Source organism: Echinicola vietnamensis DSM 17526 (assembly GCF_000325705.1).
Taxonomy (GTDB): domain Bacteria; phylum Bacteroidota; class Bacteroidia; order Cytophagales; family Cyclobacteriaceae; genus Echinicola; species Echinicola vietnamensis.
Genome location: NC_019904.1, coordinates 2,110,001 through 2,123,544, shown reverse-complemented (window position 1 = coordinate 2,123,544; position 13,544 = coordinate 2,110,001). Strand labels below are relative to the sequence as shown.

Genomic DNA, 13,544 nt, shown 5'->3' with positions numbered 1-13,544 from the left:
GAATTATGGCTTCAAACACTTATAAATCAAATACATTCAGAAAAAAAGAAAAAGCCAAAAAGAAGAAAAGCTCCTTTAACTTTTCATTGGGAGCATTAAAAGACAAGAAAATAGGGCTATCATTTGGGATTTTGTTTATGATGATCGGGCTATTTTTGTTTTTTGCCTTTTTGGGGTACCTTTTTACCGGCCCGGCCGATCAGAGCGTGGTCTCAGGCGGAAATGCGGAAGTGACCTTGCGACAAAATGCCGCCGAAGCCAGGAACTGGCTTGGATACGCAGGTGCCTACGTTTCCCATTGGCTAATATTCAGATGGTTTGGGCTGGCCGCTTTCTTATTGCCTCCTTTCCTCTTTTTACTTGGATTCAAATGGGCATTTAAAAAATCACTCGTCCCCATGACACAGTACAGCGCATTTGCACTGTTCTTTGTTTTCTGGTTGGGACTTTTGCTAGGTTATGTCGTCCACATCCTAAAAGGATTCAGCTATCTTCAGTTTTTAAGTGGCGGATTTGGCTATGAAATGGCAGTATTGGCGGATGAATTTCTAGGATGGGGTACATTCATTTTGATCTTCGGTTCGCTGCTGATTTTTGTGGTATTTTTCTTTAACATCACCCACATTGACTGGTTACAGCACGACCTAAAATCCGACGATCCTTACATCGCTCCCAAGCCGGCCGCACCGGTATCAAGAGAGTCCAATATCAGCGAACCATCCCAAGAAGATGAAATGGAGGAGGATGAAGAAGAAGTAATGATGAGTGATCAGGAAGAGGAGGACGAGCAAAGCTGGACCATTAAATCCGCTCAACCCGAGAAGAAAAAGACGCCTGTTTCAGAGCCTGCTTTCAATATCGACGACCTCGAAACAGCAGATGATGTCCAAGAGAAGGAAAAACCAGCAGACGAGAAAAAGTTTACCGTAGAAACCACGGCGCACGAAGAGAAGAAAGTCAGCGAAGTAGAAAACCTGGACCCCTACGATCCTACACTGGACCTTCCAAGCTACCAATACCCGAGCATTGACCTGCTCAATGAATACGACCAACAAAAGGTGACGGTGACCAGGCAAGAGCTTGAAGAAAACAAAAACAAAATCGTCGAAACGCTCGTCAATTTCAAAATCGGTATCCAAGAGATCAAAGCGACCATTGGCCCAACGGTAACGTTGTATGAGATTGTACCGGATCCTGGGGTCAAAATATCCAAGATCAAAAACCTTGAAGACGATATTGCCTTGAGCTTGGCGGCTTTGGGAATCAGGATCATTGCTCCCATTCCCGGAAAGGGCACCATCGGTATAGAAGTCCCCAATAAAAACAGGGAGCTGGTAGCAGCCGGATCCGTGTTGGGCACTGAAAAGTTCATGAAAAGTGACAAGGACCTTCCTGTGGCCTTGGGCAAAACCATTAGTAACGAAGTATTTGTCTTTGATCTGGCGAAAATGCCGCACTTGTTGATGGCCGGTGCCACGGGGCAGGGTAAGTCCGTCGGGCTAAATGTGATTTTGGCCTCCTTGGTTTACAAGAAACATCCATCGCAGTTGAAGTTTGTGCTGGTCGATCCCAAGAAAGTAGAATTGACCTTGTTCAACAAAATCGAAAGGCATTTCTTAGCCAAGCTGCCCAATGCCGAAGATGCCATCATCACTGATACCAAAAAGGTAATTTATACCTTAAATTCCCTTTGTATCGAGATGGACAACCGCTATGACCTGCTTAAAGACGCCGGCTGCCGGAATCTAAAAGAATACAATTCCAAGTTTGTGGCCCGAAAGCTCAATCCTGAAAAAGGCCATAAATTCATGCCTTACATCGTGCTGGTCATTGACGAATTGGCGGATTTGATGATGACAGCCGGTAAGGAAATAGAAGGCCCTATTGCCCGCTTGGCCCAGTTGGCCAGGGCTATTGGCATCCACCTGGTCGTGGCCACACAGCGCCCATCCGTAAATGTGATTACCGGTATCATCAAAGCAAACTTCCCGGCAAGGCTATCTTTCAGGGTAACCTCCAAAGTGGACAGTAGGACGATTTTGGATGCAGGGGGTGCTGAACAGCTTATCGGCATGGGGGACATGCTGCTTTCCCAAGGTTCTGACGTGATTCGTTTACAGTGTGCTTTCCTGGACACCCCTGAAGTGGAAAGGGTTTGTGAATGGATCGGAGAGCAACGAGGATACAGTGACGCCTATCTATTGCCGGAGTTTGAGGGTGAAGATGGAGACAGCAGCGTAGGAGAAGTAGACCTTGCAGATCGTGACCCGCTCTTTGAGGATGCCGCCCGGCTTATTGTCATGCACCAACAAGGAAGTACCTCCCTCATTCAAAGGAAGTTAAAACTCGGATACAACCGTGCCGGAAGGATCATCGACCAGTTAGAAGCTGCTGGGGTCGTAGGAGCTTTCGAAGGCAGTAAAGCCAGGGAAGTATTAATTCAAGATGAAGTCAGTTTGGAACAGTTATTGAGTAGCCTCTAGCGGCGAGAGCTTATTAACTGGATTACAATTATGTTAAAAAAGATCATACTACTCAGTCTACTTTTAGGCTGTATACAAACAAATTTATGGGCGCAAAAGGATCCAGATGCCAAGGCATTGCTAGATCAAATGAGTGCGCGATATCAATCCTTGGATGGCCTTAAAGCTACCTTTGAGTATTATTATTACAATGATCTGGACGGCGCAAGTCAGCGTAGTTCAGGAGAAGTAGCCGTCAATGGCAATCGTTACAAATTGGTCTTGCCCGACCAAGAGGTTTACAATGATGGTGAGACGGTTTGGACTTTTATCAAATCCAATAATTACCAAGAAGTCACTGTGAATACGGTGAGTGATAACACCGATGAACTTACCCCTTCCAGTATCTATAACTTGTATAAAAAAGGCTATAATTACGTTCTCAAAGGCGAAAAAAGCCAAGATGGGAAAAAAATAATTGAAATTTTACTCACGGCCGAAAGTGCCAAAGCACAATTCCAGAAGATCATATTATTTGTGGATAAAAGCAATAAGGACTTATTGGCATGGGAAGTATCCGATAGCGACGGTGGCACCTTTAAGTATGAGTTTAATGAAGTCGATACAAATGTCTCCCTAGGAAAATCCTTTTTTACGTTTGATCCCCAAAAATATCCCGGCGTAGAAATCATTGATTTGCGCTAGTAACACCGGAAAAAATTATCATATATTCTACACGAGACTGTCTCATACATCAGCCAAATCAGTTTATCACCAATTAGAGAACTGTTTTTTTGAGACAGTCTCTTTCTTATGTCCTATTCAACAAAACGGATCAAGCAGAAAAGATGGGGCTAACCTATTTCGATGGGCAAATATGTCCTTTGTCACTTTTGGTTGCTATTTGGCCACAAATAAACACTGATAAACACAGATAGGATGTTTAGGCATCGCAAATCCGTGTTCATCGCCCAGATTTATGGCTTGATCAAAATAACAGGAATTAAGCCTATATCGATGGCAAAACCAAGGCTAAATAAAAATGCCCTAAGACACCAAGTGGATGCTGTAATCTACACGGAAAGTCATTAATAATTGCTTTGTGCCATTGAGCCTTCATGGCAAATCATTATCCCCTAAATAGCAAAATTTCTCGCCCCAGAAATATGGCTTGATCCAAAAAACGGTCATTCCGGAACATCAAGTTTCAGATTGGCGGGTAATTTCCTACTTTTGCGGAAACCTTTAGAAAAATGGATAAGAAAACGCTCTTTGGTAACATTCAACAAAAATCATCTTTTCTTTGTGTAGGGCTGGACACGGATTTGGCCAAAATCCCTTCCCACCTATTAAAAGAACAAGATCCCATTTTCGCGTTCAATAGAGAGATCATCGATAAAACGGCCGATTTTGCAGTGGCTTACAAGCCTAATATCGCTTTTTACGAAGCCCTCGGCCCAAAAGGCTGGGAAAGCCTCCAAAAAACCCTCGACTACATTCCCAAGGATATTTTCACCATTGCAGATGCCAAAAGGGGCGATATAGGAAATACCTCAAAGCTCTACGCCAAAGCATTTTTTGAGCAAATGGACTTTGATTCCATCACCGTAGCCCCCTACATGGGGCAAGACAGTGTAAGTCCGTTTTTGGAGTTTGAAGACAAGTGGGTCATCCTGTTAGCATTGACCTCCAATGGGGGCAGCTCGGATTTCCAAGTACTGGAAACAGAAGGTGGCAAACCGCTTTTCCAACAGGTATTAGAAAAAAGCCAACGGTGGGGATCAGACGACAACCTGATGTATGTCGTGGGAGCTACCAATGGGGCAAAGATTGCTGAAGTACGAAAATATGCTCCGGATCACTTCTTTTTGGTGCCCGGTGTAGGGGCCCAGGGAGGAAGCCTGGAAGAAGTGGCCAAATACGGCATGAACAGCAATTGCGGACTCTTGGTAAACTCCTCTCGAGGCATCATTTATGCTTCTGATGGAGCTGATTTTGGCGATGCAGCACGAGCTGAAGCAAGCAAGCTTCAGCAGGAGATGGCTCGCCTGCTGGAAAAATACGGCTGATGCTTCCTCCGAAAATCTAATATCTCGGGAATTCCACTGTTGTTATTTGCATGTTCTTTTCATACATCACCTAAATTACAGTCCTAAACGAGGATATTTTTTTGTTCTATGGATTTCATCCTAAATTCTAGGGTTAAAAAAATAGATTTTATGGATTTTTTGTGGTGTTATGCATTTTAGAGAAGACTTTATCCATGCAATTTGGCGGTATCAGTATTTTGAAAAACGTGAGTTGACAACAGTATCCGGCCTTCCATTAGCGATAAAAAAAATCGGGTTTCAAAATTTCCATGAAGGGCCTGACTTTTCGGAAGCCCATATCATACTGGACGGAATGGACTTCTTTGGCAGTGTGGAAGTCCATATCAAAACATCAGACTGGAATGCCCATGGCCATGAAAATGACAAAAACTACGACGCTGTCATTCTCCATGTAGTGTGGGATCACGACACCGAAGTGAGCCGAAAAGATGGGACGACCATTCCTACATTGGCTTTGAAAGGCCGGGTGTTTTTGGATGTATTAAGAAACTATCAGCGCCTCATCAGCACACGGAAGCGGTTGCTTTGTAGTGACTTTTTATCGGAGGTAAAACCCATCATAAAGTTTTCGATGCTGGAAAGGGCTTTGGTCGAACGGCTGCAAAAAAAGGCCCAACTGATTCATCAAGAAGTACACGCTACGGCAGGAGACTGGGAGGAAGTAGCTTACAGATGGCTTTTTTACTGCTTTGGCTTTAAGGTAAACAGCACCCCGATGCTGAAGTTGGCCAGGGAAATGCCCTACCGATTGGTCAAAAAACATGCTGACCAGCCCTTGATCCAAGAAGCCCTCCTGATGGGACAAGCAGGCTTCTGCTATCAAGAAAACCCCGATGACTACACCTTCTTTATGAAAAGAGAATACGAGTTTTATCGAAAAAAATACCACTTGCCTGAAGCCATTTACCCGTCGGAATGGAAATTTATGCGGGTAAGACCTGGCAACTACCCCTCTGTAAGAATTAGTCAATTGGTGGCAATACTATCCAACAGTCCCAATTTATTTTCACTTTTGACACATGAAGTCCGTAAAGTATCCGACCTTAGGCAGCTGTTTCGCGCAAAGCCAAATGGATATTGGGAATATCACTACCAGCTGAGTAAAGCGAGCGGCAAGCCACAAAACAGACTTTTAAGCAAACGAACCCTACATCTTTTAGGTATCAATTTCATCGTGCCTTTATGGTACGCATACGGGAAATATACCGATGAAGCAGAATGGCGTGAACGCTGCTTTGACTTTTTACAGGATATTCCAGCAGAAGAAAACCGCATCATATCGGCCTTTACAAAAGAAAACTGGCATCCAGAAAATGCCTTTGATACACAGGGAATGATCGGGGTCCACCACTTGTATTGCAGTCCCAAAAAATGCTTGGAATGTAAAATTGGCCAGAACGTATTGAGGCCTTCAAAATGACATTTTGGTTCCAACCGGAATTTGGCGTAATTTTGCGGACTAAACGATTGAAACCATGGAAAAACCAGTCATTATATTAGGCGCAAAGGGCATCGCGCAGCCAGCTCTGGAAATATTCAACAGCAACGAAGTTACGGTATACGGCTTTTTGGATGAAGATGAAAGTCTGCACGGTACCGAAATCAATGTGGTGCCTGTTTTGGGGAATCCTGAAGATGATGGCTACTTAAAGCTTATCGGGAAAAAATCCGAAGCCTTTGTAGCCGTGGACGACAACCAATACCGGCAGTTTTTGGTAAAGCTTCTAAACGACAGAAGAAAAACCCAGCCGATCAATGCAATTCATAAAACAGCTTATATTTCCACTGATGCAGCCATTGGCCATGGAAATTTCATCAATGCACGGGTAACCATAGGTTCTGGAGCAGAAATCGGCAGCCATGGCATATTTCACACCGGTGCGATCATCGACCATGGTGCTAAACTGGAAGACTTTGTGCAGGTAGGGGCTGGAGCCGTCATCAATTCTGGCGTAACGATCGGTAAAGGTGCCTTCATCGGTTCTGGCGTAACGGTCGTCTCAGGAGTAAAAATTGGAGAAAATGCCCGCATTGGAGCCGGATCGGTCGTAGTAGGAGACGTAGAAGAAGAAACCACCGTCTTTGGGAATCCAGCCGCGCCCATCAAGTAATAATTTAGTATATTCAACCAATAAAAAACCAAAACACCCTGTCGGAAACAGGGCTTTAGTTATGGAAAATTTAGATTACAGCGTTTTACTTTATTACTGCTATGCAGAGATCAAGGATCCTGAAGCATACAGAGAAGAACATCATTTGTTTTGTGTAGAAAACAATATCCGGGGACGAATCATCATTTCTTCCGAAGGCTTGAATGGAACTGTTTCAGGCTTGAAAGAGGATTGTGACAAGTACATGGAATACGTAAAATCGGACCCTCGCTTCGCCAAAACAGAATTCAAAGTAGATCATTTTGACAAACATGCATTTGCAAAAATCCATGTAAGGGTAAAGCCAGAGATCGTGCATTCCAGTTTGCGGCATCTCGATCCAAACATACGAACGGGAAAGCACCTTGAACCCGCTGAATTCAAGGCCCTAAAAGATCAAGAAGACGTAGTGATCCTAGATGTTCGATCGAATTATGAGCATGAGCTAGGCCACTTCAAAAATGCCCTCAGGCTGGACATTGACAATTTCAGGGACTTTCCTGAAAAGGTAAAAGAGCTGGAACACCTTAAAAACAAAAAGGTGCTCACTTATTGCACTGGTGGAATTAAATGTGAGAAAGCATCAGCTTATTTGCTAGAGCAAGGTTTTGAGGATGTCTATCAGCTCCATGGAGGGATCATTAAATATGGCATGGAAGCCGACGGAGCTGACTTTGAAGGCAAATGCTACGTATTTGACAATAGGGTAGCTGTCGATGTAAACAAAGTCAACCCAAAGGTGATTTCCAAATGCCACTGCTGTGGAACACCATCCGACCGAATGGTCAACTGTGCCAATCCTGAATGCAACATTCATGTGCCCATCTGTGAAGCATGTGGCTGGAAATACGAAGGTGCATGTTCTGATGAATGCAAGGAACATCCCGAAAAGCGGCCTTACGACGGTACAGGCTACTATCAAAAAAACACCAACGGTTATAATCCCTACAAAGGGCTACACAGGAAATCTGAAAAAGAAATTTCAAAACCTACCGTCAATGACTAAGGTAATTCCAGCATCTGAACTGATCATCAATCCCGATGGAAGCATCTATCATCTAAATTTGAAGCCAGAATTTCTGGCTTCAAATGTTATTACTGTAGGTGATCCAGAACGGGTTCCCAAAATATCACAATATTTTGATCACGTGGACATAAAGGTCGCCAAGCGTGAATTTGTCACCCATACGGGCACCTACAAAGGAAAGCGACTTTCCGTGATGAGCACAGGAATGGGAACAGATAATATCGAAATTTTCATGACTGAACTGGATGCGCTGGTCAATATCGACCTTCAGACACGACAGGTAAAGCCCAAGCATACCGCACTCAATATCGTACGTGTCGGCACATCTGGAAGCATGCGTGAAGAAATCCCTGCAGGAGCTTTGGTTGCTTCGGAATATGCAGTAGGCTTGGACACCTTGATGCAATACTATGCGGCTGATTACTCCGACAAGGAGCAAGCGATTAGAGAAGCCGTTCAGCAATCACTTGGTGTAGACTTCCTCCCTTATTGTTTTGAAGGTTCCAAAAAGCTTCTTGGACAGATGAACACCAAAGACATGATCTTGGGTAACACTGCTACTTGTCCTGGCTTTTTCGGACCACAGGGCAGGGAAGTCCGGCTCAAACCGGCTATTCCTGACATTATCGAACGATTATCGGCAATGGAAGTGGACGGATTCCAATTGACCAATTTTGAAATGGAAACGGCTGGTTATTATGCCATGGGCAAAATGCTGGGGCATGAAGTCCTCAGCCTAAACGCCATTGTGGCCAACAGAATAACCCATACATTTGTGGGAAACCCAAGTGAGGTCGTAGACCATTTGATCCATCATACCCTGGAACATATTTAGAGCCTTTATAAACATGCCGAATGCTTAAAGCACCACAAAAAGGAACGGTTAATCAGCGTTTCGAGCAATTTCCACTATAAACGCAGCATCTCGCTGACCACCATAGATGAGGTGTGAGCTGCGGCTACGCTGAAAAGGAATCCCTAAAAAGTACAACCCGGAAACGCTTGAAACACCCTGCTGTTTCCGTAGCATTTCCATGTCATTTTCAAACCCCTCAATATTTATAAAACTATAATCCGAAGTAAATCCCGTAGCAAAAAGAACAAACTCATATTGCTCGGTTTTTTGATTCGAAAATGTAACTTGGTTACTTCCCGCTCCTATCACTTCAGGTTGTCTCTTGGCCTTCTTGATTTTCTTTTTCAAGTCGTCAAACAGGTAAATAGGCTCTGCTTTTCCGATACGCTTTTCTTTGGCAGGCTTCTTAAGCTTATTGAACTTTTCTCCCCACCAAAGAATGTTCTTCCCGAAAACCGACAAGGAACGTAATTTCGGCTTCTTTATAGTGGACCAGTGGATCTCAAAATAGTTGGTAAGATCTGCTATAATCTGTGCAGCAGAATTCCCGCCTCCTACAATCAGCACTTTCTTTCCTTTTACGGAAATGGGCGTACGGTATTGCCCACTGTGGATGTATGGAATGCTTAAATTATCAGCCCATTCAGGGATAAACGGCTTTTGGCATAGCCCATTTGCTACAATTACTTTCTTGGCCTTGATTTCTTCAAAGGTAGTTTTGACAAGGAATGCTTCCCCCAATTTAGAAATTTCTGTAACCCTGTTTTTTGTATGGACGGGCAAATCAAAGTGACTGGCATAGCGCGAAAAATAATCTGCCAGCTGATTTTTTGTAGGCCGTACACTGGAGGGTAAAGCCATTTTTAAATCAGGTAACTGACAGTAAGCTGCTGGGGAGAAAAGCTTAAGCGATTCAAATCGATTCCGCCAAGAATCTCCCACCTCCAAGTGCTGGTCCAAAATGATAAAATCCTCCTTGGCCTTTTGCAAATACATTCCAGCCGACAAGCCACATTGGCCAGCTCCAATGATTACATAATCTATTTCTTTCATGCTAATCCATAATATCATCCAGCTCGCTCAGCTCGAGCCATCTGAATTCTAGTTCTTCCAGTTGCTCATCAATTCCCTGTATAGCGGTAGACCATTCCAATAGCAATTCATGGTCCTCTGTACCTTCATTTATCTTTTCAATAAGGCTGCCCTTCTCGAGCTCCAGCTGATTGATCTTTTCCTGTACAGCCTTGAATTCCTGCTTTTGTTTAAAGGAGGCTTTACTACTTTTTTTAGCTTTCTCAGAGGCCCCTTCATGGACAGATGGTTGGGTTTTGGTCACGGATTTATCGGCCGCGGCTTTAGCTTCCTCCTCCTTCTCCCACTCCCGTAGGTCAGAATAATTACCAGGGAAATCCTTAATCTGACCGCCACCTTGAAACACGAAGATATGATCCACTAAGCGATCCATAAAATACCGGTCATGTGAAACAATAATCATGCAACCTGGAAAGTATTCTAAAAAATCTTCCAAGGTGTTTAAGGTAACGATATCCAAATCATTGGTGGGCTCATCCAGAATTAAAAAATTCGGGGTCTTAATTAAGACCATTAAAAGCTGTAATCTTCTCTTTTCACCTCCAGAGAGTTTGGAAATTGGAGTATGCTGCTGTTTTGGGGGGAAACCAAATTGATTCAGAAATTGGGAAGCGGTAATTGTGCTACCATTGGACAAAGTGACCACTTCCGCCACTTCCTTGACCAAATCTATCAACCGTTTGCTTTCATCAAAGGAATGCTCTTCCTGCCTATAATACCCAAAGGCAGTAGTTTGCCCAATGGTAATGTCCCCACTATCTGGCTTCAAAGTTCCTGTAAGCATGTTCAGGAAAGTAGTTTTACCCGCTCCATTAGGCCCCACAATTCCTATCTTATCACCTTTTTTAAAGGTATAAGAAAAATCGCTCACTATTCTTTTATCGCCATAGCGCTTAAACAGCTTTTCGAGTTCTATGATCTTCCCGCCTAGCCTTTTTGCCGATACCTGAAGCGCCACCTCTCGTTCTTCTTTCCGCTGAAAAGCCTTTTCCTTGGTAGCCTCAAAAGCATCTACCCGGTATTTCGCTTTCGTACCTCTTGCTTTAGGCTGACGACGAATCCATTCAAGTTCTTTTTTGTATAGGCTTTTGGCCTTTTCTTGTTCACTGGCTTCAACTTCCCTTCTTTCAGCTTTCTTGTCCAAGAAATAGCTATAATTCCCCGTATATCTGTAGATTTTACCAGCATCCAATTCCAGGATTTCGTTGGTTACTTTTTCCAGAAAATAACGATCGTGCGTCACCATAAAGAGGGACAAATTAGCTTTAGAAAGGTAATCTTCAAGCCATTCAATCGTTTTTAGATCCAAATGGTTTGTAGGCTCATCCAATAAAAGTAAATCTGGTTTTTCTAGGATGGCTTTCGCAAGAGCAACACGCTTTCGTTGTCCACCAGAGAGATTCCCTACAGGAAGGTCGGTATCATGAAGGCCTAGCTTTCCCAAGACTTCTTTAATTTGATATTCGAAGTCCCATGCTTGAAGCCGATCCATTTTCTCCATTATACCATTCAGCTCATCAGCATTGTCCTTCCCCGACTCTGCCGCTAACATGGCCTTTTGATAGGCTTCGATGGCCTTTAGGGGCTCACTGGAGGAATCAGAAAATAAGGTCTGATAGATAGTTAGGTTAGCCTCAAACACCGGATTCTGATGAACATAAGCGGTCTTGATGCCTTGATTTATGGCCACCTCCCCCTCATCGGGAATTTCCATCCCCATAATTATTTTCATCAAGGTGGACTTGCCAGCACCATTTATACCCACCAAGGCTATTTTTTGTCCTTGATCTATTCCAAAAGAAATCTGGTGAAATAATGGTTTGTCTCCGAAACTCTTCGAGAGTTTTTCTACAGAAAGGTAATTCATGTCCAAAAATAAGGAAAATTTACCCCATAAAACCAATTGTCATTTAGTAAATGCTATACGATCAAGTGATATTACGGGGAACAGCTTCCCTGAAAAATGGCATTTAAACGATGGACTGGATGAGTGCATACAGGATGATCTCCTAGAACATCTGCGGCCAGTTTCTCGCAAACAAGATGGATACCCTAAAGAATCCAACAGACAGCACATAGAAGCCTTTGCTACCCCCTATTCATTGCCAAGGCAAGCCCATGGTAATGATTAAGGTCATTTTAAGCAACGCTTAAAAAAAATAATCTGTGGCAGAATAATAATCAAGGTTAGTAAGGAATATAAATAATCATCTAAATCGCTACCCTCAACTTTTTTCTAATTCCCCCATGATATATGGCATAAATATAGATCAAAGCATATTCATGGAGAATATGAATTTTGACTTCGCATTTTTGAAAGGATTGCCATAACCTTATAATGCTGGGCTTCCACTATTGGCTATAAAAGGGGTTCTATGGGAAACAGAGTGGTCAATGCTACTAAAACATCAGCCTACAGAACCTATTTATTATTGATTAGGTTTTTCACAGCATCCGATAATGCCTTAAGCCCTGCATGAAAATGTGTCTTGGACTGTTCGAGCAAAGGGCTTACCGTTGCCCTTTTGGAATGGTATTTTTCCTCAAAGGCTTGTTTCCTCTTATAAAATTCCTTTTCTATGGAGAACTTATCCTTTTTAAGGGTCTCTACTTTTTTCTCTACTTCCACTTTCGCCTCACCACTCATTTCAGCACCTTTAGCTATAAGCTCCTCAATTTTATGCCCAATTTCCTGAAGTAATTTTTCGACTTCATCAAAAGATGTGTTGTTAGTGCCCATAATCAAGTCAATTTGGTAAAAATCAATATAATACAATATACAAAGCCCAATGCATTTATGGTAGAAATGTCAAAAATAATGGATCAAACAATAAGCCTACTGGCAATAAATTTATCTATGGAATAATGGTAGGCTACTAAGACGCTAAGGCACAAGGCAATTATACATCCCTTTCCATGCAGGTCGCAGCATGCATTTGGTGGTTTGGACATTATGGCTTTTCCAGGGGATGAATGTTGACATGTTCTTTTGAAAGATGAGGCCGCCCCGTCAAAGCGATGGTTTTGCTCTATCCGCACGAATGGGTTTTAGCGGGAATTTGTGGGGAATAGGGAGGTAAATGCGGCTAAAACCGAAAACGTTGGATGGGCAAATATACCATGGGCTTCACCCATGGCTATGGATGTGCCGCCCCTTTGGGGCTGGGCATCTGATCTTGCCCGATGATGGGGCAACCATAAAGTCTCCTTTAAGGGGACTTAGGGGCAGAAACAAATCAAGCAATATTTCTGAGGGCTACTTTATTTAAAGGATGCTATTTCATCTATGAACTGGATGAATCCAAGCGTTGCCGAGAAGTCCTCTGCATAGCCAAAGGCATGGGCATCGTAGTTTTATAAGTAAGTTACTGATAAGGGATTTGAACACGGATTAGCAACGCCTTAAGCATCCTATCTGTGTTTATCCGTGTCCATCCGTGGCAAAACAGAGCCCAATGTGGCAGGGCACATGTCCGGCAATCATAAGTAGGCAGATCCCCAACACTTTGGGACCTGCACAAAAAAGAAAAGGCCCTTCCGCAACTGCGGAAGGGCCTGTATAAAAGCGGGCGGCGACCTACTCTCCCGGGTGTAACCCCAGTACCATCGGCGCGACAGGGCTTAACTTCTCTGTTCGGGATGGGAAGAGGTGGATCCCCCGTGCCGTACCACCCTAAGCTCTTCGTCCCATCGCAATTTCTCAGGCGACGGAACAATATCTTCATTTCCTTTTTTGGCTTTCGACATGACCAAAGATAATACAACGTGTCCACAGGCAAGCTTTCGGGCTATTAGTACTGCTCAGCTATGCCGTCTCCGGCTTTACACCTGCAGCCTATCAACGTC

The 13,544-nt window shown here is 43.5% G+C and carries 10 protein-coding genes and 2 rRNA genes (1 of these 12 cut by a window edge); 7 read left to right on the top strand and 5 right to left on the bottom strand.

Annotated elements, in window-relative coordinates; translation table 11 throughout:
- Positions 1 to 5 precede the first annotated feature (5 nt).
- The 7 genes from ECHVI_RS08850 (at position 6) to ECHVI_RS08820 (ending at position 8,585) form a co-directional block, all read left to right on the top strand.
- A complete protein-coding gene (locus ECHVI_RS08850; RefSeq protein WP_015265626.1) occupies positions 6 to 2,483 on the top strand; it encodes an FtsK/SpoIIIE family DNA translocase in 2,478 nt (825 codons plus the stop codon).
- A 30-nt stretch (positions 2,484 to 2,513) separates the two neighbouring features.
- Positions 2,514 to 3,167: an outer membrane lipoprotein periplasmic chaperone LolA1 gene (lolA1, locus tag ECHVI_RS08845; RefSeq protein ID WP_015265625.1), complete on the top strand. Its 654-nt coding sequence runs from the start codon at positions 2,514 to 2,516 to the stop codon at positions 3,165 to 3,167.
- A gap of 548 nt (positions 3,168 to 3,715) precedes the next feature.
- Positions 3,716 to 4,531 carry an orotidine-5'-phosphate decarboxylase gene (gene pyrF, locus ECHVI_RS08840; protein WP_015265623.1) on the top strand — a complete coding sequence of 272 codons (816 nt, stop codon included), beginning with the start codon at positions 3,716 to 3,718 and terminating at the stop codon, positions 4,529 to 4,531.
- A 169-nt stretch (positions 4,532 to 4,700) separates the two neighbouring features.
- Complete coding sequence (locus ECHVI_RS08835; protein ID WP_015265622.1) at positions 4,701 to 5,993, top strand: DUF2851 family protein; 1,293 nt, start codon at positions 4,701 to 4,703, stop codon at positions 5,991 to 5,993.
- A 55-nt stretch (positions 5,994 to 6,048) separates the two neighbouring features.
- Positions 6,049 to 6,684 (top strand): acetyltransferase, encoded by a 636-nt coding sequence (locus tag ECHVI_RS08830; RefSeq protein WP_015265621.1) that lies wholly within the window; start codon positions 6,049 to 6,051, stop codon positions 6,682 to 6,684.
- Positions 6,685 to 6,745: 61 nt separating this feature from the next.
- Positions 6,746 to 7,729, top strand: coding sequence for an oxygen-dependent tRNA uridine(34) hydroxylase TrhO (trhO, locus tag ECHVI_RS08825; protein ID WP_015265620.1), 984 nt, complete (start codon positions 6,746 to 6,748; stop codon positions 7,727 to 7,729).
- Entirely contained in the window at positions 7,722 to 8,585 is an 864-nt protein-coding gene (locus tag ECHVI_RS08820; RefSeq protein ID WP_015265619.1) for a nucleoside phosphorylase, read from the top strand. The genes trhO and ECHVI_RS08820 overlap by 8 nt, the downstream gene beginning before the upstream one ends.
- Before the next feature lie 48 nt (positions 8,586 to 8,633).
- Here ECHVI_RS08820 and ECHVI_RS08815 read toward each other — a convergent pair whose 3' ends face one another.
- The 5 genes from ECHVI_RS08815 to ECHVI_RS08790 form a co-directional block, all read right to left on the bottom strand.
- Complete coding sequence (locus ECHVI_RS08815; RefSeq protein WP_157501314.1) at positions 8,634 to 9,659, bottom strand: flavin-containing monooxygenase; 1,026 nt, start codon at positions 9,657 to 9,659, stop codon at positions 8,634 to 8,636.
- Between the two features lies 1 nt (position 9,660).
- Positions 9,661 to 11,565, bottom strand: a complete 1,905-nt coding sequence (locus ECHVI_RS08810; protein WP_041738454.1) for an ABC-F family ATP-binding cassette domain-containing protein — start codon at positions 11,563 to 11,565, stop codon at positions 9,661 to 9,663.
- A 555-nt stretch (positions 11,566 to 12,120) separates the two neighbouring features.
- Positions 12,121 to 12,438, bottom strand: coding sequence for a hypothetical protein (locus ECHVI_RS08800; RefSeq protein WP_015265616.1), 318 nt, complete (start codon positions 12,436 to 12,438; stop codon positions 12,121 to 12,123).
- A gap of 824 nt (positions 12,439 to 13,262) precedes the next feature.
- A 5S ribosomal RNA gene (gene rrf, locus ECHVI_RS08795) occupies positions 13,263 to 13,374 on the bottom strand.
- Positions 13,375 to 13,469: 95 nt separating this feature from the next.
- Positions 13,470 to 13,544, bottom strand: a 23S ribosomal RNA gene (locus ECHVI_RS08790); it runs 2,823 nt beyond the window's last position.